This is a genomic window from Corallococcus sp. CA054B (genome assembly GCF_003611625.1).
Taxonomy (GTDB): Bacteria; Myxococcota; Myxococcia; order Myxococcales; family Myxococcaceae; genus Corallococcus; species Corallococcus coralloides.
The window spans coordinates 15,605-37,309 of the sequence record NZ_RAVY01000063.1 but is presented as its reverse complement, the minus strand read 5'-3'; the positions used below and the strand labels follow the sequence as shown (position 1 = coordinate 37,309).

The following is a 21,705-nucleotide window of genomic DNA, read 5'->3' as shown; positions in this document are numbered from 1 at the left end:
GGCCCCCCAGCCTGTCGCCGCATGATGAACAGATGCGCCGCGATCCTTCCGGAGGAAATGGCCAGGGCCTCTCCGTGGACAACTTCGATCCGAACCGGGTGGCGATGGTCTCTTCTGGAGGATCCGCCACGGTCCGCATGGCGTCCCAACCCGCGCTCGGCATGGTGGAGCCCCGGCTGCGGGCCGCGAATGATCCGAGCGGACCGGGCCGGGGAAAAATCGTCGTGGACCTGATCGGGGTCACGGTCATGCTCTTGCTTCGGGCGCTGCTGGGACAGCTGCTCGGAAAGCCCGCTTCTCCCCCGCCTCCGCCTTCCCCTTGAGCGTCACGACGGCGGGCGGTGCGTTACACACCACCGGCCGGATGCGCACCGTCCGAAGCGCGCGCCTCGGGGAGCAGCACGAGGCCGTCCTTCGCGAAGCGCACCACCTCCGCGTGGACGTCGTGCGCGGACATGCCGGTGGCCTGGACGACGGCCTCTTCGGACAGGCCCTCCACGGCCATCTTCAGCACCAGCAGCGCGGGCGGAGTGGCCGCCATGAAGAAGGTCACCAACCGCTGCGGATGGCGCCAGAGCAGCGCCAGCTCCTCGCCTTCCGCCGGCTCGCTCTCCGCGCCCCGGGCCCGCACGAACGCGCAGAGCCGGTAGGGATTCTCCAGCACCGTGAGCGTGGGGTTGGGCGTCAGCCGCTCCACGGCGTCCGGGATGCCCTCCTCGGACGCGAACACCGCGAAGTCCGTCCACTCGAAGCGCGCGAGCGCCGGGAGGAATGGCGGCAGACCCTTCGCGGCGGCGGCATCCGAGACGAAGGGCGCGAAGCCCTCGCCCAGGCGGTTGAGCTCGTAGTGCCGCGCGGGCCGCGTGCGGGTGTAGCCGTCCACCAGCGCGTCCCACGCTTCGGGCGTCACCGCCTTGCGCGTCAGCGGGAAGAGCTTCTCCAGCGTGGAGCGCACGTGGCCGCGCACGAACTGGCCGTAGAGCGCCATGCGCTCCGGATCCACATCCCAGCCCGGGTGCGACGCGGACAGCTTCAACAGCCCCTCCGCGCCGGGCGGCCCGGCGAGGTACGCATCCATGCTGTCGAAGAAGTGCTTCAGCGACGGCTTCATCGCGCACCCTCCGCGAGCACGGCGCGCGCCTGATCCGCCTCGTCCAGCACGGCGTCCAGGGACGGGATGGCCTGGTCCCACTCAATCAACGTGGACACCGGGCCGGTGCGCTCCAGCGTGTAGCGGTACAGCGACCACACGTCGTCGCAGACGCGGTCGCCGTGCGTGTCGACGAGGACCGTCTCGCGCACGTCGTGGCCGGCCAGGTGCACCTGCACCACGCGCTCCAGGGGCAGCGCGTCCACGAAGGCGCGCGGGTCGTAGCCGTGGTTCCTCGCGTTGACCCAGACGTTGTTCACGTCCAGCAGCAGCCCGCAGTCCGCGGCCTCCACCACCTGGCGCAGGAAGTCCGCCTCCTTCAGCGTGCCGCCCGGCATGGCCGCGTAGTAGCTGGGGTTCTCCAGCAGGAAGGGGCGCTCCACGCGCGCCATGACTTCGCGCACGCGCGGCACCACGTGCTCCACCGCGGCCTCCGTGAAGGGCAGCGGCAGCAGGTCATGCAGGTGCACGCCGCCCAGGCGCGAGTAGCACAGGTGGTCGGAGAAGAAAGGCGCGTCCAGGCGCTTCACCAACGCGGCCAGCCGGGTGACGTAGTCGTCATCCAACGCGTCCGGCCCGCCGATGTTGAGGCCCACGCCGTGCGGCAGCAGCGTCCAGCGCTCGCGGCACGCGTCCAGCGCGCGCTGGGAGCGCCCCCCCAGCGTGAGGAAGTTCTCCGGGATGATCTCCACCCAGTCCAGCGCGCGCGGCGTGCGCGGCAGCGCTTCGTAGAAGTCGCGGCGCAACCCGATGCCCGCCCCCAACGGCTTCAATCCATGGCGGTCTGTGTAGCGGGGGGACGGCATGCGGCACTTCCTCCTGGGGGTGGAAACAACACGGGCGGCAGGAAGGACTCTTCCCGCCGCCCGCGAGCCTGGGAGGAGACCTGTCACGCAGGCCCTCCCAGAGGGATGACTACTTCTTGCCGCTGCAGGAGCCAGCGCCGCAGGAGCCGGCGCCACAGGAACCCTCGGCGCCCTTCTCCGGGGCGGCGGCGGGAGCAGCACCCTCGGCGGCGGGGGCCGCGCTGGCCTCGGAGGCCTCGGGGGCGCCCGGCGACGCGGCGTGCACCTTGCTGCCCTCAGACGCCTTGTTGGACGCGCAGCCGGTGGCCAGCGCGCCGAGGGACAGGGTGCCGACGACCGCCGCAAGAGCCTTGACGTTCATGTGTTGCTTCCTTTCGTACCACTTGGGGGTGTGACTACGGGGACAGCGGACTCCGACCTGAACCACGTGGAGCGTCGAACAGCGGATGCATGCGATACGCGACATCCGCGAATCGGTTACGACCCTTTTTCTTCCCCAGACCGACCCGCGCCCAAGGCCTCACGAAGCCCACTGCCCGGCGCAGCATGGAGCTTGACGCCACCTGGGTCAATTCGGACGCCCAGGTCCTCCAGCAGGGGGTTCAACTCCGAGAAGGCGGGCTTCGGCAGGTGGCGGGCGAGCAGCGCGTCGAACAGCGGCTGGCCCGCGACCGTGTCCACGGCGTCGCCGAAACTTTCGAGTGTCGCGGTGGAGCCGCGCGTGGCGAGCAGCTCCAGCACGTCCTCCAGCCATGCGCGGCCGTTCGTCACGCGGCGCAGCTCCACGTCCAGGTGCAGCGCGAAGAGCGCGCCGGTCCAGTAGATGCCCATGAAGTTCCCCTCCTCGGCGACGACCTCCTTCATGGGGCGTGAGCGCGCGGCGGCCTGGCCTCGCGCGAAGCCATTCGCCAGCTCCTGCCAGGCCTGCTGGGCCGTCTGGCGTCCGGAGCGCATACGGGCAAGCTCCGTGTAGTAGGTGGCCAGTCCCTCTGTGAGCCAGGCCTCCCGGGGCACCAGCGCCGGATGCGTGAGGTGCAGCATCTCGTGGACGGCGACCCAGTCACGGGAGAAGGACGCGGTGGTGGCGTCCTGGCCCACGAGGATGGAGATGCTGGGCGGAGCGCTCCACAGGGTCATGCCGAAGTCGCCGGGCGTGGCCTTGCCGGGCACCGGGATGACGCGCACGGTGACGCGCGGGTACGGGAACGCCTTGCGCACGGTGACCACTTCGCGCCCGGCGTGTTCGAGCCACGCGCAGAGGTCCGCGTCCGTCAGGTGCGTGAAGCGGCCCAGCACCGCGACCTCCACCACGGAGGCGCCGACGCGCGCCTCGCAGCGCCTGCCTCCAAAAGCATGGAAGCCCGCGTCGATGAGGTCCTCGCCCCGCAGGTGATAGACGCCGTCGTCGCCGGCCTTCCAGGGCAGGAGCGCGTCCGCGCCGGACACGGTGAGCTCCACGCGCAGACCCGGCGGCACGTTGGCGGGGATCAGCAGATAGGCCTTGCCTGCCACGTGCCACGCGTCCCCCTCCCCCATGCCTCCAAAGAGGTGCCGGCCGACGCGTTGACCGGATGCGGCCAGAGGGTAGCGGTAGCGGACGGTGCGCGTCCCCTTGCGGAACTGCAACGAGCCTCGGGCTCCGGGGGTGAACTCGAGCCGGTTGCCACCATCATCCGTGGTGACCATGGACTCCACCCGCCCCGGCTGCTGGAAGATGAAGTTGAGCGAGAACGGTCGCGGTTCGGACGACACCGACTGCGGGAGGAGGAGCTCCACGTCCAGGCCCGGCGTGGGGTCGTTCGTGTAGCGGAGGTTGTAGCGGAGGACCGCGGTGTCCTCCCACGGGGCCGCGACAGGCACGGAGGCACATGCACCCAGCGTGAGCGCGAGGCAGAGGAGCCCCGCGCGAACCACCATCGTCTTCATTGCGTTCACTTCGTCCCCACGGTCCGGTGTCCGCGCGCAAGGACTTCACGGCGGCCCCCATGCCGTCCAGCGCTCAGTGGGGCTTCTTCCTCGGTGCGCGAACACGGCGCGTCCGGGGCGAGTCCTTCTCCACCTCCACCGGAGCCCCCGCGACGAGCAGCGCGCGAGCCGCGTCCAGAATCTCCCCCGCCAGCGGCTGGGACGCGGTGGCCCTCGCGAGCGTCATCGCGCCGAAGCACAGCGCCACCGTGGCCAGCATCTGCTGCCGGGGCGTGGCGCCCTCGCGCGCGGGGAGGTGCGCCTGGGCCTGGCCCACCAGGTCCTCCAGCCCCTGCCCGAACGCGGCCTGCACCTCCGGCGCCGCGCGCGTCAGGTCCGACAGGAGCGACGGCATCATGCAGGTCGTATCGCCCGTGTCCCGGTTGAACTGGTCCAGGTAGCGCCGCGCGAAGCGCTCCAGGAACTCCGTGCCCCGCACCGCCTCCAGCCCCGCGAGCCAGGGCGTCCTGCGCGCCGTCATGAAGGCGCGCAGCGACTCCGCGAGCAGCGACTCCTTGGAGGCGAAGTGGGCGTAGAAGCCGCCCACCGTCAGGCCCGCGGCCCGCATCACCCGCTCCACGCTCGCACCGCTGAAGCCCTCCGCGCGGAACAGCTTCTCCGCCGCCGCGAGGATGCGCGCGTGCGTGGCCTGCTTGTGTTCAGCGGTGTAGCGCATCGTCCCTACTCCTTGCCGCCCGCGCCCGGCGGCCGGAACACCATGCACGTCGTGGTGCCGTGCGCGTAGAGCGTGCCCTTCTCGTCCACCAGCCGGCCCTGCGCCGTCGCCACGCGGCCCCCCAGGTGGATGACCTCGCCCGTGCACAACAGCTGTCCCGTGTCGTGCGCGATGCCCTTCACGTAGTTCACGTGAAGCTCCAGCGTCGTATAGCCCGCGCCCACCGGCAGCATCGTGTGGATGGCGCACCCCATGGCGGAGTCCATCAGCGTCGCGGCCAGCCCGCCGTGCACCATGCCAATGGGGTTGTAGTGGTGCTCGCCCGGCTTCACCGCGAACACCACCCGCCCCTCCGCCACCTCCACCGGCGCGAAGCCCATCAGCTCCGCGATGGGCGGCGCCGGCAACTCCCCGCGCTGGATGGCGCGCAGGTACTCCAGCCCCGACAGCTTCTTCGCCGCGGAGGCGCCCTCTCGCGGGTCCCTCCACGTCACCGTCCGCGTGCGCGGATTCCCTGCCTGCTCGCTCATCGGGGCTCCCTTGGGCTTGAACTCATGGAAGGATGGTCATAATACCATCCTGATTCAACGAACAGGGTCAAGGAGTGCGCGATGGAACAGCGGCGCGTCGTGGTGACGGGAATGGGGCTCATCAGCCCTTGTGGCATCGGCGTGGAGAAGAGCTGGGACGCGCTGGTGAACGGCCGGAGCGGCGTGGCGCCCATCACCCTGTTCGACGCGAGCGCGCTGGACTGCCGCTTCGCCGGTGAGGTGAAGGGCTTCAATCCGGAGGACTACATCGAACGGCGCGAGGTGCGCCGCATGGACCGCTTCGCGCAGTTCGCGGTGGCCGCGTCGGACATGGCCCTCGAGGACTCCGGGCTGGTCATCACCGAAGAGAACGCGGAGCGCGTGGCGGCCGTCATCGGCTCCGGCATCGGCGGACTCAGCAGCCTGGAGGAGACGCACCGCAAGGCGCTGGAGAAGGGCCCGGACCGCATCAGCTCCTTCTTCATCCTCCAGATGATCATCAACATGGCGCCCGGCTACATCTCCATGCGCCACGGAATCAAGGGCCCGTCCTGGTCCACCAACTCCGCCTGCTCCACCAGCGCGCACGCCATTGGTGAAGCGATGCGCGGCATCCAGCGCGGCGAGTTCGACGTGGCGCTGGCCGGCGGCGCGGAGGCCCCCATCTCCATGCTGGGCGTGGGCGGCTTCGCCGCGATGAAGGCCCTGTCCAACCGCAACGACGCGCCCCAGGCGGCGAGCCGCCCGTTCGACAAGGACCGCGACGGCTTCGTGCTCGCGGAAGGCGCGGCCATCCTCATCCTGGAGGAGTACGAGCACGCCCGCGCCCGGGGCGCCCGCATCCTCGCGGAGCTCACGGGCTATGGCGCCAGCTCCGACGCCTACCACGTCACCTCGCCCGCACCCGGCCACGAGGGCGCCCAGCGCGCGATGAAGGCCTCCCTGAAGAACGCGCGCCTCGACCCCGCGGACATCGGCTACCTCAACGCCCACGGCACCTCGACGGACATCGGCGACCTGCTGGAGATGGAGGGCATCGCGAAGGTGTTCGGCGACGCGGCGAAGTCGCTCGCCATCTCCTCCACCAAGTCGATGACGGGCCACATGAACGGCGCGGCCGGCGCCGCCGAGGCCGTCATCAGCATCCTCGCCCTCACCCGCGGCGTGCTGCCCCCCACCATCAACCTGGAGAATCAGGATCCGCGCATCCCGCTGGACTGCGTGCCCAACACCGCCCGCGAGACGCGCGTGGACGCCGTCATGAGCAACTCCTTCGGCTTCGGCGGCACCAACGTCGCGCTCGTGTTCCAGCGGCTGCCGGAAACGCGCTGATTCTCTGTAAATAATCTGGCGCTTTTTTACTGACTTTTCCCCAGCCCCGCCGCGCCGCGTCAGTCAAGGGTTGACAACGCGGTGCGCGGGCGCCGCCGCCGCACACCGGGAGCGCCTGAAAGCCCCGTGATTACATGGGATTACGTCCCTACAAGGCCAGGGTGGAGGCAGTCAACCCTTCGCGCGTCGCCTGCGGGACAGCGCTGCGGCGTTCCAAAAACGTTGATTGCAAATCGGTAAATCGGTTTGCAGAGTGGATCCAGAGACCCGGTGTCGGAGCGCGGCTCCTGACGCGGCCCACCGGGGGTTGGAGCCATGAACAACGACAACGCTCTGAATGCGAACGTGGGGCTGAAGCTTCGCGGCCTGCGCTTGCAGCGAAACATCAAGCAGGCGGACGCCGCGAAGGACCTGGGTGTCTCGCCCGCGTACTTGAACCTCATCGAAAAGGGCAAGCGCGTGATGCCCTTCCCGCTCTTGTGGAAGGCGCTGCGCTACTTCGAACAGGACCCCGAACAGTTCATGTCCACGCTGGGCGAGGGCCGCGTGGACGAGGCCCTGGCGAAGCTCTTGGATGAACCGCTGCTCAAGAGCCTGGACATCGACTCGGAGTCGCTCCAGTCGCTGTCCGCGGAGCCGAAGCTGGCCGGCACCGTCGCCGCGCTGTTCAACCTCTACAAGAACACGCGCACGCAGCTGGAGAACGTGCTCGCGCAGCTCAACGTGGAGGAGCGCACGCGCACGCAGGGCTCCACCTCCGGTCTGGGCAACACGCCGGGCGTGCGCTTCGACTACTCGCCCTTCGACGAGGTCAGCGACTTCCTGGAGAAGCACCGCAACTACTTCCCGGAGCTGGAGGAGCAGGCGGAAGGACTGCGGCGCGACTTCCGCCTGGAGCAGCAGCTCACCAGCAGCAACCTCATCCGCATGCTGGAGGAGCGGTTCGACTTCAAGGTGCAGATTGAGCGCGCGGCCAGCGGTTCGTCCGTGGTGCGCCGGTTGGATCTGGACACGCGCACGCTCACGCTGTCACCGGACCTCACGGAGCAGCCGCTGAAGTTCCAGGTGGCCGCGTCCATTGGCCTGATGGTGATGGACCGCGAGAAGCTGGTGGAGCGCATCCTGGGCGCGGGCCGCATGCGCCACGGGGAGACGGAGCGCCTCATCAAGGTCAACCTGGCGAACTACTTCGCCGGCGCGCTGATGCTGCCCTACGGCGAGTTCTTCAAGGAGGTGCAGCGCACGCGCTACGACGTGGAGCTGCTCTCCAACATCTTCGGCACCACCTACGAGACGGTGGCCCACCGCATCTGCAACCTGTCCGACCCCAAGCGGCAGGGCCTGCCCTTCCACTTCCTGCGCGCGGACATCGCGGGGAACATCTCCAAGCGCTACAGCGGCACCGGCATCCGCTTCGCTTCCGGCGGCGGAAGCTGCGCGAAGTGGGCGGTGCACCTGGCGTTCCTCAACCCGTCCCAGATCACGCGCCAGTACTCCATCATGCCGGACGGCACGACGTACTTCTGCTTCGCGAAGGTGCAGCTGCAGCCGATTGAAGGCTCCATCGTGAAGGGCACGGCGTACTCCATCGGCCTGGGCACGCACGCGGAGAACGCGAAGTACCTGGCGTACGGCCTGCCCACCAACGACCTGCGCAAGGACGCCATCCCCAGCGGCATCTCCTGCCGCTTCTGCGAGCGCACGGACTGCAACCAGCGCGCGGCGGCCAGCTACCGCTTCGCGTTCGCCTTCGACGAGTACACGAAGAAGGACTGCTTCTTCTCCCCGCTGCTGGTCCACGAGAAGGAGAAGGCCGAGCGCAACGGAAACGCCGAGCCCGATGGCAACGGCGCTGAACACAGCGAGAAGCACGATTCGCTGGACAGGGGCGCCCGCCGCCGCAAGGTTCACGAGAACTGACATGCACCCGTCCGACAACGAACGCGCCCACATCGCCGACGCCATCCAGAAGCAGAAGAACGCGCTCGCCCCGCTGCGCATCACCGGCTCGCCCTCGGAAGTGGGCCAGGGGCTGGTGGCGCTGGCGGAGCTGTACGGGATGCTGGAGGACCACGCGGCGAGCCGCGAGCACTACGAGGAGGCCTTCGGCTTCTTCAAGACCGCGGGCAACAAGCCCGGCCAGGCGCAGGCGCTCTTCGGCCTGGGCGTGGTGAAGGCCCACTTCGAGGATCACAAGGGCGCCATCGAGCACATGGCCACCGCCGCCCTGCTCTTCAACGAGGCGCGCGACCGCGAGGGCGAGGCGCTCACCCGCGCCTGCATCGGCGAGTCCCTGCGCGCCATGGGCGAGGCCGACGGCGCCGAGGAGAAGTACCAGGAGGCGCTCATCCTCTACCGCCAGACGCGCAACAACGAGCGCATCGCGCGGCTGCTCCTGGACATTGGCGATTTGCGCATGGCCAAGGGCGAGTACGAGCCCGCCCGCAAGCGCTTCCTGGAGGCCGTGCCGCTCCTGGAGCAGGGCGAGGATCCGGAGGCGCTCGCGCTGGGGCACCTGCTGCTGGGCGAGTCCGAGGGCCTGATGGGCCACCACGACAACGCGCGGCCGCACCTGCTGCGCGCGGTGGACGTGTACGGCGAGCTGCACGACCACGTCTATGAGGCCCGCGCGCGCTGGGACCTGGGGCTGTCCTGCTACTACCTCCAGGACTACGCCGCGGCCCGAGAGCAGTTCGAGGCCGTGCTGCCCATGTACGAAGACCTCAAGCAGCACGATGAAGTGGCGAAGGTGAAGAACGTCCTCGCGCACTTCGCCGCGCGCGGCGTGTAGCCCCGCGCGCGGTCTTCACTGCGTCTGACTCCGGTTCAGGCCTGGAAGCCCGCGCCCACCGCCAGCGCGAGCAACCCGATGACACCCGCGGCGATGGCGGCGTAACGCCACTCGCCGCGCAGGCCCAGCAGCGTGCCCGCCATCGCCAGTCGCGCCACCGGCGTTACCAGCAACATGGACGCCGCGCCCTTGCGCAACAGGTCGATGGCCACGTGCACGGACTCGTCGCGCGGCAGCAACTCCAGCGCGAGCGACGTGACGAACATGCAGCCACTGGTGATGGCCCCGGTGCGCAGCATGCGGGCAATCCATCGTTCCCCGGCGGCGAGCCTCCGGGCCCCCCGGCGCTCTCGTGGGAGCTCCTCCGGCTGGGTGATGGGTTCCTGCGGGAGCTCCTCGTGGAACTCCCCATCCAACGCCACCGACGTCGCCTGCACGTTGCGACGCGGGGGTCCCGCCTCCGGCACCATCATCGACGGATGGACACCGGGTAGTTCAGGCTCCGCTTCATTCATTTCCATACGCTCGGCCACAGCCCCTCCCCTCCCTTCCACAACATCTGTCCGGCCACAATCAACAGGACCGCCGCGAAGAGCTTCTTGAGCACCGCGGTCGGGGTCCTCAGCATCAGCTTGCTGCCCACGGACGCGCCGCCCAGCACCCCTACGACCAACGGCGCCACGAGCCCGAGATTCAATTGGCCGCGCCACGCGTAGGCCGCGACGCTGGCGGCGCCGGTGACGCCCACCATCAGGTTGCTGGTGGCGCTGGCGACCTTGAAGGGCACGCGCATGCCGTAGGTCATCAGCGGCACCTTCAGCGGGCCACCGCCCACGCCCAGCAGCGCGGACAGCCCGCCCGCCACGAAGGAGCCGGAGATGCCCAGCGGGTAGTTGCCGGGCTCGTAGTTGGCCGCCGTCGCCGGCTCCTGGACGGGGCGGCGCATGAGCAGCATCTGCAGCGCGACGAAGAGCGTGAAGAGGCCGAACACCACGGCCACCATCGCCTCCGCGACGAAGGCCGCCACCAGCCCCCCGACGATGGCGCCCATCACCGTGGCCAGCTCCAGGGTGAGCCCCAGCCGCAGGTCACTCAGCTTGTTCTCCACGTAGCTGGCGGCGGCGGCGCAGGAGTTGGCCACCACGCACATCAGGCTCGCGGGGACGGCCTGCTCGAGCGGGATTCCGAATCCCAACACCAGCACCGGCACCAGGACGATGCCGCCCCCGATGCCCAGGAGCGCCCCCAACCCACCCGCCAACACACCCGCCGCCATGAGGAGCAAGACCGTCATTCCCTATCGAGGATAGGAGGCACTCCCCGCTTCGGATAGCGCCACATCCCCGAGGGCAACCTGCTCGATCGGTTGGATGCCCTGCACGCGAACACGGCACCGGGACGCGGGCCGTGTGGATCCGTTCACTAAGCGGCGGTGGCGCCCAGCGTGCCCTCTGGAAACTCCTCCAGGAAGCGCGCGCGCGTACGCGGCGTGTAGGTGCCGCGCGCCATGTAGCCGTGAAGTCTGCGAATCAGCCCGCGCGTCACTTCCAGCGCGGCGTCCAGCTCCACCGCGAAGTCAAAGTGATCATTGCGGTACAGCTCCTGGAAGGAGAGCTGCGAGTACGCCGGGAGGGCCCGGATGCGGCCGAGCGGACTGGAGAGGAAGAGCCCGGAGACGTAGAGCCCGCGCACCCAGCCATCCAGCTCCGCCTTGGTGGGCGCCTGTCCCACGCGGTCCTGCGACGCCAGGCGCACCAGCTCGTAGATGCCCCGGCCAATGCCGCGCAGCGGGATGCCGGAGCTCTTCACCACCTGGAACTTCTCGCGGATGCGGGCGGTGCCCACGCCATCAGTGCCGTCCTGCTGGCGCAGGAAGAAGAGCGTCTGGGCCCACTCCACCTGACGCCGTGCGTCCCAGGCCCGCTCGCCCTTGCGGCGGTGGCGCAGCACCAGCTGGTCCACCAGCGGGTGGAGGCGCCGGTCCAGGCTCAGGTGCATGAAATACCCCGCGAGGATGGCCAGGCCCGCCTCCGTGCCCACGAGGGCGCCGGTGGCGACGAGCTCCGCCATCTTCAGGCCCAGGCCCACCGGGGCGCGCTCGTGGTACAGCCGCGCGAAGTGGGGCCAGCCGGCCTCGGGCTGCATCATCACGCCCAGGCCCCCGCGCACGCCGGCGCACAGCGGCAGGTCCGGCAGCGCCGCGCCAAAGCGCGCGTACGGCAGGTCCTCGGACAAGGCGCGCACCCAGTCGGCGGGGAGGCCGTCCGGATGGGCGGCCAACCGTTCGATGGCCGTCAGATGCAGCAACAGGGTGGGCATTGGGAGTGCACAGCTATCCAGCGCGCCGGGGCATTGCAATGCCCGAGTGGCAACCAGCGCTTTGCGAGCAACACGCGGCGCGTCTACAGTCGCGCCCCTCGGATCACCCCCTCCCTCTGTCCAGGAGTCCAAGTCGCCATGCAATTCAGTCTCGTCTCCGGTGAAGCCGCGCCGGTGAGCGGTGAGCTGCTCGTCATCCCCCTCTTCGAGGGCGAGCTGGGTGATTCCGCCCCCGCGCCGCTGACGGCCGCGGATTCCGCGCTGGACGGCAAGCTGCGCGCCGCCGCCACCCAGGAGGGCTTCAAGGGCAAGGTGGACCAGTCCTTCCTGGTGCACACCCTGGGGAAGCTGGGCGCGGACCGCGTCCTCTTGCTGGGCCTGGGCAACCGCGCGCGCTTCCAGCCGGAGGTGCTGCGGCTGGCCGCGGGCCGCGCGGCGAAGACGGCGCAGCGGCTGAAGGCGACCGCCATCGGCTTCCGCGTGCCCGCCACGGACGACGCGGCGCTGGCCGTGCGCGCGGTGGTGGAGGGCCTGGAGCTGGGCGTCTACCGCTTCGACAAGTACAAGTCCGCCGCGCGCGAGGACAAGGGCAGCCCCAAGCTGACCCGCGCCACGCTGTCGCTGCCGGAGGGCACGGAGAAGTCGCGCGCGCTGGACGACGCGCTGACCCTGGGCCTGAAGCTGGCGGAGGCCGTCAACTGGGCGCGCGACCTGGTCAACGAGCCCCCCAACGTGGTGACGCCCACGAAGCTGGCGCAGGCCGCGCAGCAGGCCGCCAAGGAGGGCGGGCTCACCGCGGAGATTGGCGGGCGCAAGGAGATTGAGCGCCTGAACATGGGCATGTTCCTGGGCGTCACCGCCGGCAGCGTGCAGGAGCCGCGGCTCATCCACCTCATCTACACGCCGAAGAACGCGAAGGACGCGAAGCGCGCCCCGCTGGCGCTGGTGGGCAAGGCCATCACGTTCGACTCGGGCGGCCTGTCGCTCAAGCCCACCGAGGGCATGGTGGAGATGAAGACGGACATGGCCGGGTCCGCCGCGGTGCTGGCCGCGATGAAGGTCATCGGCTCCGTGGTGAAGCCGCCCTTCCCCGTGCACGCCTTCATCGGCGCGTGCGAGAACATGCCGTCCGGCACGGCGTACAAGCCCGGTGACATCCTCACCGCGCGCTCCGGCAAGACGGTGGAGATCACCAACACGGACGCGGAGGGCCGCCTCGTCCTGGGTGACATGCTCACCTGGGCCGGCGAGCACGAGCCGTCCGCCATCATCGACCTGGCGACGCTCACGGGCGCGTGCATGGTGGCGCTGGGCAGCTACATCGTGGGCGCCTTCGGCGACGACGACGACGCGGTGAACAGCGTGCTCGCCGCCGCGCGCGCCGCGGGCGAGGAGATGTGGCGCCTGCCCGTCAGCGACCTGCAGAAGGACGCGCTGCGCTCCGAAGTGGCGGACATGAAGAACTCCGGCGAGCGCTGGGGCGGCGCCATCAACGCGGCCCTCTTCCTCAAGGAGTTCGTGGGCGACACGCCCTGGGTGCACCTGGATATCGCCGGTCCGTCCAACAGCCCCAAGGAGCGCGGCTACCTCAACAAGGGCGGCACGGGCGTGGGCGCCCGCACGCTGGTGGAGCTGGTGCGCCGCAAGGCCGCGGAAGTGGCCTCGCAGCCGGAGCCCACCAAGGCCGAGGCTCCCTCGAAGGCCCCGAAGGCCGCCAAGGCCCCGAAGGCCGCCAAGGGCAAGCCGGCCCGCGCGTAGTCCCCGTGGAAGCTCCGGGCCCCGCGTGGGGCCTCGGGGCCCGGTTGCCCGCGCCGGCTAGCGCGGGTCGCCGGGCTCCTTCTCAGGCGCGCGGGGTGCCCGCACGGCCACGCTCGGCTCCGGGAGCGGACGGACGCCCGCCATCAGGGCGTCCACGCTCTCCGTGATGCCGGCGGTGGCCTCCGTGGGCCAGGTGGCCAGCATCATCAGCACGCGGCCGGAGTTGCCCTCGCGCACGGCCACCTTGCCGCGCACGCCCTCCCCCACCTGGAAGTCGAACCCCACCGCGTTGTCCGACAGCGCGATGGGCTGCGGATCCGTGGTGGTGAAGCCCGGCTGCTGGCGCAGCCCCTGCGTCAGCCGCTCCGCGAACTGCACGGGCGTGGCCACGCCGGGCGCCACCTGCAGCACCACCTGCGCGCCCGTCACGCGGTGGCGCAGGATGACGGGAATCGCCAGCCCCTCCGGGGTGCGCTCGTTCGTCTCATCCAGCTGCCACTCCGCCGTGGGCCGGATGATTTCGAAGCCCAGGTCCTCGTCCACGTAGCGCCGCGTGGTGGACGCGATGGCGGCCTCATCCGACGCCATTCCGGAACCGCCCGTGCCGGGCTCCGCCTTCGTCACCGCCGTCCGGGACGCGCCACACGCCGTGCTCAGCAGAAGCACACCCCACCCCAACATCCGCATCGCGCCCATGTCGCTCGTCCCCCGCAAGCCACCAGCCGTGGGGAGGAACGTGGACACCCACCTCCGGGCCCGCCAGGGGCACACGGGGGCGGTGTGCGCTGTCAGACGGTGGAAACTTCCCGGAGGTGCGCGGCCCTACGACAGGCCGCCCTGGAGGGTGCGGTAGGTGTTGGCCAGCCGCTCGGCCACGTCCGCCGGCAGCACGTTGCGCGCGGAGAACAGCGCGTAGGACACGAACGCGTCCAGCGCCTCCAGCGCCATGGCCCGGCCCACGGCCTCGCCGCCGCTGGTGGACACGTTGGCGCGCAGCCGGGCCACGTCCACCCGCCCGTCCGGCCCCAGCGTGACGCCGTGGTAGGCCTCCTCCAGGCCCGGCGGGGGCGACTCCACGAAGCCGCGCAGCAGGTCCACATCGCGGCCCGCCTCGCGCAGCGCGCGGTGCACCAGTGACAGCAGGAGGTTGTAGCGCTCCTCCGCGGACAGCAGCTCCCAGGCCATGCCCTCCACCGCGGGGCCCGGGGCCGGAGCCGGCTCCGCGGCCTGGACGGCCAGGTGGCCGCCGCGCACCGCCTCCTCCACGCCGCTGAAGAAGGCGTACTGGCTGCCCGCGTAGGCGGCCCGGAGCGCGCCCAGCGTCGTGCCCTCGCCCAGCTTCGCGAACAGGGCCTCCTCGCCGGGCAGCGCGCCCTGGGGGCCGGGCGTCACGCGCATGTCATCCGGGAAGCGGCGGCGCAGGCGGCCCGTCTCCTCCGCGCGCTTGATGCCGGTGAGCACCAGGTCGCGCGTGCGCTCCGGCAGCTTCACCGCGTCCACTGCGGGGGACTTCGCCTCCAGGAAGAGGAAGCTGCCCTCCACCATCTCGAAGAGGTTGAGCACCACCTCGCGCACCACGAACGTCATGGCGCTGTAGAGGCTGGCCTCGGAGACGATGCCCTGCGACGTGAGCACCTGGCCGATGCGGCGCGCGGGCGTCACCTGCGCCAGCGCCTGGGTGAGCCGTGCTTCCGTCAGGAGCCCCAGCCGCACCATCACCGCGCCCAGGCGCTCCCAGCGCTCGCTGGAGGTGGCGAACACCACCTGCCCGTCGCGGAAGGCCACCGTGCGGCGCACGCTGCCGTGCTGCACGACGAGCTGGCCGGTGCGGATGCCCGAGAGAATCTGGGCGAATACCTCCTCGACCGAGAGCGTCCCCAGGCTGCCGGCGAAGAAGCCGGCGGTGCCGTGGGACTCCGGGAGGAGCACCAGCCCCTCCGGCGCCAGGAAGTGCGCCGAAAGGGGCCGGGTGGGAGAGACGACAGCGGCGAGCGGCCGCTCCAGTTCGAGCGAAGCCGCCTCACCGCTCACGCGGGGCGTGGCCCTGGGTTTGGACGCCACCGCATCCCTCCCTGCAGGTACTGCCGGACTACTTCGCGCCCTTCAGCTCCGCGTCGATGACGCTCTTGAACTCGTCCAGGGGCTGCGCGCCCGACAGCATGATGCCGTTGATGAAGAACGCCGGCGTGCCGCTGACGCCCACCTTGGCGCCGTCCGCCATGTCCGCCTTCACCTGCGCGGCCGTCGCGCCGGAGTCGAGGCAGGTGTTGAACTTGGCCGTGTCCAGCTTCAGCTCGCCCGCGTACTTCTTCAGGTCATCCACGCCCAGCGCCTTCTGGTTGGCGAAGAGCTTGTCGTGCATCTCCCAGAACTTGCCCTGCTCGTTGGCGCACAGCGAGGCCTCGGCGGCCTTCTGCGCATTCTTGTGGAAGTCCAGGGGGAACTGGCGGAACACCAGACGCACCTTGTCGCCGTAGAGCTTCGTCACCTCGTCCACCGTGCCGATGGCGCGGCTGCAGAACGGGCACTCGAAGTCGCTGAACTCCACGATGGTGACCGGCGCGCCCTCCGGGCCCTTCGCCGGACCGGTGGCGGCCACCTGCTTGCGCTCGGCGGGCGGGCGCGGGGGCTCGGGCAGCTCGTACTTCACGTTGGCGCCCTGGCGGAGCGAGTCGAAGAACTTCTGGGCCTGCTCCTGCTTCTGCTGGCCGGACAGGAAGTCCACGATCTGCGGCTTCATCTGCTCGTAGGTCGCGCCCGGGGGCAGCTGACCCTTGGCGCCCTCGAACACTTCCTTGATCTTCTCTTCCGGCGGCGCGGGGATCTTGTCGTCGATCTCCGCCTTGAGCAGCTGGTCCTCGGTGATGCCGCGCTTGGTGGCCTCGGCCTTCACCAGGCGCTCCGTGACGAGCCCTTCCAGGCCGCGCTTGCGCAGCTGGAACTTCTGCTTGTCCAGGTTCGCCAGCGGCTCCTTGATGCGCTCGTTCAGCTCACCGAAGGTGACCTTCTCGTTGTTGCCGAAGGTGGCCACCACGGTGTCCGGCGCCGGCTCGGCGGCATTGCCAGCCTGGGCCTGCGCGGCGGGCGCCTGGGCATTGGCCGGCGCCTTCTCCTTGTTGCAGCCGGCGGTGAGGGATGCCGCGAGGAGGGCGGCCAGGGCGATGCGAGTAGAGCGCATGGACATGCCCGCCGACTTAATAGAGGTCCCCGGGACTGGCAAGGAATTGCCAGTCTGGCGTTCAGGCGACCAGGGGCTCCAGCTCCAACGCGCCAGTAAGGCTTGCACGGCCCGGCTCACGCCCTTCCACGTCCCGGCGGCGCGCGGTGACGATGTCGAAGCTGGAGGGGTCCGCCAACACCTTGCGCACGAGCTTGTGATTGAGCGCGTGGCCCGTCTTGAACGCCGTCATGTGGCCAATGACAGGCCGGCCAAAGAGCGACACGTCACCAATGGCGTCCAGGATCTTGTGGCGCACGAACTCGTCCGGGAAGCGCAGGCCGTCCGGGTTGAGGATGGCGGCCTCGTCCACGACGACCGCGTTCTCCAGCGAGCCACCGCGCGCCAGGCCCAGCGTCTTGAGCTTCTCCACGTCGCGCAGGAAGCCGAACGTGCGGGCGCGCGAGATTTCACGCGAGAAGCCCCGGTCGTTCACGTCCACGTCGAAGGACTGGCCCTGGATGACGGGGTGCTCGAAGTCGATGGTGCAGCTGATGCGGAAGCGCCGGGCGGGGGTGAGCGACGCCTGCTTGTCGCCGTCCGTCACCGCCACGCTCTTCTTGATGACCAGGTACTCGCGCGGCGCGTCCAGCTCGTGCGACCCGGCCTCCATGATGGCGTGCGTGAAGGGCGCGGCGCTGCCGTCCATGATGGGCACTTCCGGCCCGTCCAGCTCCGCGCGCACGTTGTCGATGCCCAGCGCCGCCAGCGCGGACATCAGGTGCTCCACCGTGCCCACCTTCACGCCGTCCCGGCCCAGGGTGGTGGCCAGCGACGTGTCCACCACGTACTCCGCCAGCGCGGGGATGCTCACCGGGCGCGCCAGGTCCGTGCGGACGAAGACGATGCCATGCCCCGCAGGCGCGGGCTTCAGGGTCAGCGTCACGGGCAACCCGGAGTGGAGCCCCACGCCGCGGCAGATGGCCGGCTGGGAGAGGGTGCGCTGGAAGTCGTTGAACTGGAGCATGTCGGTGTCGCCTCTAGGGACTGCTTCGTACTGACATACGCGGGGTATGGCCCCGTCAGGCCGTTCCACGGCGGTCTGACGCGCTGCACACAGGAGCAATCAACATGCCACGCGGCCGTGACACAAGAATTGCCTGATGAGGGGGCCCCACCCTTCCCAACCCCCTGGAACTGCTGGAGCGCTGGATGCCGGGACGGGAGCTGGCCTGGGGCGGGGTCCGGACACCCCTCTTGGGAAACCCACCACTGCTCCTCCCACCGTGACAGCGATGTCCGGAATTCATCCTTCGAACTCCGGGGCCCCCGAATGGTTTCGCGCCAACCGGGAGTGCGTGTCACCCACGTGACAGCGGCGCGTCTCTATCGCAGGCGAGTGCCTGGAAGCAAACGCACATCCCGGACATACCGGGAGTCCGGGGCTTGACGAGAATCATGACTGGGAGGGTGGGTCAGCGAGCAGGCGGCAGGAAGCGGTCGCGCAGGGCTTCCGCGTCCGGCCTGTCGAAGCCGCGGCCCTGGAGGAGGGAGCGGCGGCTGACGGCGTGGAAGGTGGTCTCCAGCGTCTGCGAGAAACGCCGGAGGTCCTCCGCCAGGCGGCTGCGGATGCCGGGGCCTTCCGGGGGCCAGGGCAGCTCCACCAGCAGCGAGGTGAAGCGGTCGAAGGCGTCGTAGTCCGCGTAGCGCAGCAGCTGGTAGCCGCCGTCGTGGAAGTAGTCGAGGAACGACTTGAGGGCCTCCAGCACGCGCTCGGCGGCGGGCACGTCCTCCGAGCGCAGGTGGCTTTCGGCGGCGCGGCACAGCTGGGCGTAGACCCACAGGTCCTTGCGCAGGCGCAGCGCGGCGTCCTGGGCGCTGGTGAGGTGGCCGAAGGCTTCGTCCCCCAGCGAGCCGTTGGGGGCGAGCGCGTCCACCAGCGCGACGATCTGCTGACGCAGGAGCGTGGTGAAGGCCTCCGCGGCGCGCAGGGGGGCGGCGGGGTCGCGGTCCAGGTCCACCAGCACCTCGCGGGAGATGCGGTCCGTCTCGCGGGCCAGGTCGCGCGCGGCGCGCAGCGTGGCGGCCTGCAGGTGCTTGGGGCCGGCCTTGGGGGACAGCTCCGTGTGCAGGTAGCTGGCGACGGCGGAGACTTCACCGCGCACCAGGGACAGGAGCACGCGCACGCGGCGCGGCACGGGCGGCTGGGACTCCGGATCCACGTGCGTCAGGTAGTGCAGCACGCGGAAGAGGCCCAGGAACGCGGTGGTGAAGAGGGGCCGCGTGTCCGCGGGCAGCGTGCCCAGGACATCCAGCAGGCGCACGGAGCGCAGCCGGTCGTACTCGACGCGGAACTCCAGCGGGCGGAAGGGGCGGAAGTAGCGGTTGAGGACGATCTCCCGCAGCGTCAGCTTGCCCACGTCCTGGAACAGCGACAGGCCGATGAGCGGCAGCTGGAGCAGGTTGTCGAGCAGGTTCTTCAGCGCGTCGAACGCCTCGCGCACGACGAAGAGGCTCTCCGGCGGGGTCTCCTGGTCCAGCTCTTCTTCAATCAAGAGCCGGCGCACGCGGTCGTCCGCGAGCTGGGTCTCCACGTACTTGCGGAAGACCATCTTCGGGTCGCTGTCCGGGTCCTGCAGGTGCCGGGCGACGCGCACGGCGCGCTCCATGGCGTCGCGCACGTCCACCAGCTCCTCGTGGAAGTCGCGCGTGACGAGCGGCCGGGCGCGGGCGTCCACCACGGAGTTGTGGAGGTTCAGGTAGCGCTCCACGGCGCGCAGCCACATCTCGAACTCGAAGAGCAGCTCCTCGCGGCCCTCCACCGGGACGCCGCGGAGCCAACGCTCGCGCTCGGCGAGGAAGCCCGCGCGCGTGGCCTGCGAGGCGCGCATCAGGTCGCCGTAGTAGTCGCGGGGACTGGGGAGGACCGTGGGCACGGCGGGCGCGGAGGCTTGGCTCATGGCGGAAGTGGGTGCGGGCTAGAAGAGCGCCCCTTGCGGGGAGCTGGGGGGCGGCGTCTTCTTGAAGTACTGGTAGGTGCGCAGCGTGGCGGTGCGGCCCCGGGGCGTGCGCATGAGGAAGCCCTCCTGCATGAGGAAGGGCTCGTAGACGTCCTCGATGGTGTCGCGCTGCTCGCCCACGCTCGCGGCGATGGTCTCCACGCCCACCGGGCCGCCGCCGAACTTCTCCAGGATGGTCAGGAGGATCTTGCGGTCCATCGCGTCCAGGCCGCTGGCGTCCACGCCCAGGCGGCTCAGCGAGTCGTGCGCCAGGTCGTAGGTGATGCGGCCGTTGCCCTCCACCTGGGCGAAGTCGCGCAGGCGGCGCAGCAGCCGGTTGGCGATGCGGGGCGTGCCGCGCGAGCGGGTGGAGACTTCGCGGCTGGCGGCGCGGTCCATGGGCACGCCGAGGATGCGCGCGGAGCGGTCCAGGATCTGCTCCAGGAACTTCGGCTCGTAGTACTCCAGGCGATCCTGGATCTGGAAGCGGTCGCGCAGGGGGGACGTGAGCAGGCCCGTGCGCGTGGTGGCGCCCACCAGCGTGAAGGGCGGCAGATCGATCTTCATCGCGCGGGCGGCGGGCCCGGTGTCGATGGTGATGTCCAGCCGGAAGTCCTCCATCGCCGGGTAGAGGTATTCCTCCACGGCGGCGTTGAGGCGGTGGATCTCGTCGATGAAGAGGATGTCCCGCTCGTTGAGGTTGGTGAGCAGACCCGCCAGGTCACCCTTCTTCTCCAGCGCGGGGCCGCTGGTGACGTGGATGCCCACGCCCAGCTCGTTCGCGATGATGTGCGCGAGCGACGTCTTGCCCAGGCCCGGGGGGCCGGAGAACAGACAGTGGTCCAGCGCGTCACCCCGGCTCCTGGCCGCGGCCACGTACACCTTCAGCTTTTCGACGACCGCCCCCTGCCCCACGTACTCGTCGAAGGTGCGTGGGCGCAGGGAGGCCTCCAGCCGGATGTCTTCCGGCTGAACATCTCCCGAGAGGGTGTCGTCGGACTTCCTCGCCATCGCCATTCCGACCCTATACAGCGAAGGGGGCGCGTGTCGCTGCCCTTCTGGCGGCGCTAGACTCGGAGTGGCACGCCGACCGGCCAGCCAGGGGGCACGTCCCCCTGCCCGAAGGGAGTCGCGTCATGATTTCCGCTTCTGCCCCGTTCCGTCCCCTGCCCCTCCTGCCCGAGGCCCGCGCCGAGCGTTCGCCCGGCCCCCGTCTCCAGAAGCTGCGCCGCGCCGCGCAGGAGGCCCGCGAAGCCTTCGTCCGGGAGGGTCCGGTGGCGGCGGTGGCCACCTGCGACCTCATCACGTTCCCCTACCCCACGCTGTTCGCCTTCAGCGGGGCGGCGCTGTCACCGGCGCCCTACGTGATGATGACCAACCGCATGCAGGTGGTGCAGTTCGCGGAAGGAGGCACCGGCCAGCGGCGCACGCTGCTCTTCAACCCCACCGACTACGAGCGGGGCCACGCGGCGCCCTTCTACCGCGCGCTGCGCGAGCGCTACGGCGCGTTCCTCTCCGACAAGGTGATGTCCACCCGTCACGGCACGGTGCAGGGCTACCTGGAGCAGCTGGGGCTGACGCCGTCGGACGTGGACTACCTGGCCTTCGACCACCTGCACATCCAGGACCTGCGCGGCTGGCTGGGCGGTGGCGGCGCCCCGCCTGTCTTCCCCCGGGCGAAGCTGCTGGTGCAGCGCGCGGAGTGGACCATGGTGAAGCACCTGCACCCCATGCAGCACGTGTGGTTCGTGCCCGGCGGCGCGGACATCCCGGACGAGCGCGTGGTGCTCCTGGACGGCGACACGTGGCTGGGCCAGGGCGCGGCGCTGCTCAGCACGCCCGGCCACACGCAGGGGAACATGTCCCTGGCGGTGGCCACCGCGAACGAAGTCTTCGTGGTGAGCGAGAACGGCGTGAGCACGGAGAGCTACACCCCGCTCCTGTCGCGCATCCCCGGCGTGCGCCGCTTCGCGGAGCAGATGGGCTGGGAGGTGGTGCTCAACGGCAACACGCGCGAGGACTCGCTGGAGCAGTACGCGTCCATGGTGGTGGAGAAGCTCTTCGCGGGCCCGTCCGCGCATGACGCGTCGTTCGTGAACTTCCACCCGTCCTCGCTGCTCACCGCGCACCTCTTGGCTCCGGGCCTGGGGCCCACCGTGGTGCTGCCCGCGCCGAACACGGGCGGGCTGCACCCCACGCCCGCGCTGCGGCGCGCGGCGTAA

Annotated in this window: 21 protein-coding genes; 6 read left to right on the top strand and 15 right to left on the bottom strand. The window is 70.2% G+C overall.

Going from position 1 to position 21,705, the window contains the following annotated elements; translation table 11 throughout:
- The first annotated feature begins 32 nt into the window (after positions 1–32).
- Positions 33–323, top strand: a complete 291-nt coding sequence (locus tag D7V80_RS17535) for a hypothetical protein (protein WP_120589256.1) — start codon at positions 33–35, stop codon at positions 321–323.
- Positions 324–346: 23 nt separating this feature from the next.
- Here D7V80_RS17535 and D7V80_RS17530 read toward each other — a convergent pair whose 3' ends face one another.
- From D7V80_RS17530 to D7V80_RS17505, 6 genes are all read right to left on the bottom strand, one after another.
- Positions 347–1,111: a DUF2063 domain-containing protein gene (locus D7V80_RS17530; protein ID WP_120589255.1), complete on the bottom strand. Its 765-nt coding sequence runs from the start codon at positions 1,109–1,111 to the stop codon at positions 347–349.
- Positions 1,108–1,956, bottom strand: coding sequence for a DUF692 domain-containing protein (locus D7V80_RS17525; RefSeq protein ID WP_120589254.1), 849 nt, complete (start codon positions 1,954–1,956; stop codon positions 1,108–1,110). Before D7V80_RS17525 ends, D7V80_RS17530 begins: the two co-directional genes overlap by 4 nt.
- Positions 1,957–2,065: 109 nt before the next feature.
- Complete coding sequence (locus D7V80_RS17520) at positions 2,066–2,317, bottom strand: hypothetical protein (RefSeq protein WP_120589253.1); 252 nt, start codon at positions 2,315–2,317, stop codon at positions 2,066–2,068.
- A 116-nt stretch (positions 2,318–2,433) separates the two neighbouring features.
- Positions 2,434–3,882, bottom strand: coding sequence for a hypothetical protein (locus tag D7V80_RS17515; RefSeq protein WP_120589252.1), 1,449 nt, complete (start codon positions 3,880–3,882; stop codon positions 2,434–2,436).
- A gap of 73 nt (positions 3,883–3,955) precedes the next feature.
- Positions 3,956–4,597 (bottom strand): TetR/AcrR family transcriptional regulator, encoded by a 642-nt coding sequence (locus tag D7V80_RS17510; RefSeq protein WP_120589251.1) that lies wholly within the window; start codon positions 4,595–4,597, stop codon positions 3,956–3,958.
- A gap of 5 nt (positions 4,598–4,602) precedes the next feature.
- Positions 4,603–5,127: a PaaI family thioesterase gene (locus D7V80_RS17505; RefSeq protein ID WP_120589250.1), complete on the bottom strand. Its 525-nt coding sequence runs from the start codon at positions 5,125–5,127 to the stop codon at positions 4,603–4,605.
- Positions 5,128–5,208: 81 nt separating this feature from the next.
- On the opposite strand from D7V80_RS17505, the gene fabF reads away from it, so the two are divergent.
- The 3 genes from fabF (at position 5,209) to D7V80_RS17490 (ending at position 9,250) form a co-directional block, all read left to right on the top strand.
- Entirely contained in the window at positions 5,209–6,459 is a 1,251-nt protein-coding gene (gene fabF, locus D7V80_RS17500; RefSeq protein WP_120589249.1) for a beta-ketoacyl-ACP synthase II, read from the top strand.
- A gap of 315 nt (positions 6,460–6,774) precedes the next feature.
- Positions 6,775–8,379, top strand: coding sequence for a short-chain fatty acyl-CoA regulator family protein (locus D7V80_RS17495; RefSeq protein ID WP_120589248.1), 1,605 nt, complete (start codon positions 6,775–6,777; stop codon positions 8,377–8,379).
- Between the two features lies 1 nt (position 8,380).
- Positions 8,381–9,250 carry a tetratricopeptide repeat protein gene (locus tag D7V80_RS17490; protein ID WP_120589247.1) on the top strand — a complete coding sequence of 290 codons (870 nt, stop codon included), beginning with the start codon at positions 8,381–8,383 and terminating at the stop codon, positions 9,248–9,250.
- A gap of 35 nt (positions 9,251–9,285) precedes the next feature.
- Here the strand turns inward: D7V80_RS17490 and D7V80_RS17485 are convergent, their stop codons facing one another.
- The 3 genes from D7V80_RS17485 to D7V80_RS17475 all read right to left on the bottom strand — a co-directional run bounded on the left by D7V80_RS17485 (position 9,286) and on the right by D7V80_RS17475 (position 11,569).
- On the bottom strand, positions 9,286–9,765 hold the full coding sequence (locus D7V80_RS17485) for a hypothetical protein (RefSeq protein WP_233585439.1): 480 nt from the start codon (positions 9,763–9,765) through the stop codon (positions 9,286–9,288).
- Positions 9,762–10,544 carry a sulfite exporter TauE/SafE family protein gene (locus tag D7V80_RS17480; protein ID WP_120564086.1) on the bottom strand — a complete coding sequence of 261 codons (783 nt, stop codon included), beginning with the start codon at positions 10,542–10,544 and terminating at the stop codon, positions 9,762–9,764. The genes D7V80_RS17485 and D7V80_RS17480 overlap by 4 nt, the downstream gene beginning before the upstream one ends.
- Positions 10,545–10,672: 128 nt before the next feature.
- Entirely contained in the window at positions 10,673–11,569 is an 897-nt protein-coding gene (locus D7V80_RS17475; RefSeq protein ID WP_120589245.1) for a hypothetical protein, read from the bottom strand.
- Positions 11,570–11,707: 138 nt separating this feature from the next.
- On the opposite strand from D7V80_RS17475, the gene D7V80_RS17470 reads away from it, so the two are divergent.
- On the top strand, positions 11,708–13,327 hold the full coding sequence (locus tag D7V80_RS17470; RefSeq protein WP_120589244.1) for a leucyl aminopeptidase: 1,620 nt from the start codon (positions 11,708–11,710) through the stop codon (positions 13,325–13,327).
- 57 nt (positions 13,328–13,384) lie between these two features.
- Here the strand turns inward: D7V80_RS17470 and D7V80_RS17465 are convergent, their stop codons facing one another.
- From D7V80_RS17465 to ruvB, 6 genes are all read right to left on the bottom strand, one after another.
- Entirely contained in the window at positions 13,385–14,023 is a 639-nt protein-coding gene (locus D7V80_RS17465) for a hypothetical protein (RefSeq protein ID WP_120589243.1), read from the bottom strand.
- 126 nt (positions 14,024–14,149) lie between these two features.
- Positions 14,150–15,388: a DUF4388 domain-containing protein gene (locus D7V80_RS17460; protein ID WP_120589242.1), complete on the bottom strand. Its 1,239-nt coding sequence runs from the start codon at positions 15,386–15,388 to the stop codon at positions 14,150–14,152.
- 28 nt (positions 15,389–15,416) lie between these two features.
- Positions 15,417–16,511, bottom strand: coding sequence for a thioredoxin domain-containing protein (locus D7V80_RS17455; RefSeq protein ID WP_120589241.1), 1,095 nt, complete (start codon positions 16,509–16,511; stop codon positions 15,417–15,419).
- Between the two features lie 55 nt (positions 16,512–16,566).
- Positions 16,567–17,511: a UDP-3-O-acyl-N-acetylglucosamine deacetylase gene (gene lpxC, locus D7V80_RS17450; protein WP_120589240.1), complete on the bottom strand. Its 945-nt coding sequence runs from the start codon at positions 17,509–17,511 to the stop codon at positions 16,567–16,569.
- Positions 17,512–17,959: 448 nt separating this feature from the next.
- Positions 17,960–19,444 (bottom strand): hypothetical protein, encoded by a 1,485-nt coding sequence (locus D7V80_RS17445; protein WP_120589239.1) that lies wholly within the window; start codon positions 19,442–19,444, stop codon positions 17,960–17,962.
- Between the two features lie 18 nt (positions 19,445–19,462).
- Positions 19,463–20,500, bottom strand: coding sequence for a Holliday junction branch migration DNA helicase RuvB (gene ruvB, locus D7V80_RS17440; protein ID WP_120589238.1), 1,038 nt, complete (start codon positions 20,498–20,500; stop codon positions 19,463–19,465).
- A 119-nt stretch (positions 20,501–20,619) separates the two neighbouring features.
- Between ruvB and D7V80_RS17435 the strand changes: the two genes are divergently transcribed.
- Positions 20,620–21,705, top strand: a complete 1,086-nt coding sequence (locus D7V80_RS17435; protein ID WP_120589237.1) for a hypothetical protein — start codon at positions 20,620–20,622, stop codon at positions 21,703–21,705.

Coding starts and splice junctions, on each gene's coding strand:
- D7V80_RS17475 (WP_120589245.1), bottom strand. CDS start 11,569: ATGCCCACCCTGTTGCTGCATCTGACGGCCATCGAACGGTTGGCCGCC.
- ruvB (WP_120589238.1), bottom strand. CDS start 20,500: ATGGCGATGGCGAGGAAGTCCGACGACACCCTCTCGGGAGATGTTCAG.
- D7V80_RS17455 (WP_120589241.1), bottom strand. CDS start 16,511: ATGTCCATGCGCTCTACTCGCATCGCCCTGGCCGCCCTCCTCGCGGCA.
- D7V80_RS17435 (WP_120589237.1), top strand. CDS start 20,620: ATGATTTCCGCTTCTGCCCCGTTCCGTCCCCTGCCCCTCCTGCCCGAG.
- D7V80_RS17445 (WP_120589239.1), bottom strand. CDS start 19,444: ATGAGCCAAGCCTCCGCGCCCGCCGTGCCCACGGTCCTCCCCAGTCCC.
- D7V80_RS17470 (WP_120589244.1), top strand. CDS start 11,708: ATGCAATTCAGTCTCGTCTCCGGTGAAGCCGCGCCGGTGAGCGGTGAG.
- D7V80_RS17505 (WP_120589250.1), bottom strand. CDS start 5,127: ATGAGCGAGCAGGCAGGGAATCCGCGCACGCGGACGGTGACGTGGAGG.
- D7V80_RS17490 (WP_120589247.1), top strand. CDS start 8,381: ATGCACCCGTCCGACAACGAACGCGCCCACATCGCCGACGCCATCCAG.
- D7V80_RS17520 (WP_120589253.1), bottom strand. CDS start 2,317: ATGAACGTCAAGGCTCTTGCGGCGGTCGTCGGCACCCTGTCCCTCGGC.
- D7V80_RS17485 (WP_233585439.1), bottom strand. CDS start 9,765: ATGAATGAAGCGGAGCCTGAACTACCCGGTGTCCATCCGTCGATGATG.
- D7V80_RS17525 (WP_120589254.1), bottom strand. CDS start 1,956: ATGCCGTCCCCCCGCTACACAGACCGCCATGGATTGAAGCCGTTGGGG.
- D7V80_RS17510 (WP_120589251.1), bottom strand. CDS start 4,597: ATGCGCTACACCGCTGAACACAAGCAGGCCACGCACGCGCGCATCCTC.
- D7V80_RS17495 (WP_120589248.1), top strand. CDS start 6,775: ATGAACAACGACAACGCTCTGAATGCGAACGTGGGGCTGAAGCTTCGC.
- D7V80_RS17530 (WP_120589255.1), bottom strand. CDS start 1,111: ATGAAGCCGTCGCTGAAGCACTTCTTCGACAGCATGGATGCGTACCTC.
- D7V80_RS17480 (WP_120564086.1), bottom strand. CDS start 10,544: ATGACGGTCTTGCTCCTCATGGCGGCGGGTGTGTTGGCGGGTGGGTTG.
- D7V80_RS17465 (WP_120589243.1), bottom strand. CDS start 14,023: ATGGGCGCGATGCGGATGTTGGGGTGGGGTGTGCTTCTGCTGAGCACG.
- lpxC (WP_120589240.1), bottom strand. CDS start 17,511: ATGCTCCAGTTCAACGACTTCCAGCGCACCCTCTCCCAGCCGGCCATC.
- D7V80_RS17535 (WP_120589256.1), top strand. CDS start 33: ATGCGCCGCGATCCTTCCGGAGGAAATGGCCAGGGCCTCTCCGTGGAC.
- D7V80_RS17515 (WP_120589252.1), bottom strand. CDS start 3,882: ATGAAGACGATGGTGGTTCGCGCGGGGCTCCTCTGCCTCGCGCTCACG.
- fabF (WP_120589249.1), top strand. CDS start 5,209: ATGGAACAGCGGCGCGTCGTGGTGACGGGAATGGGGCTCATCAGCCCT.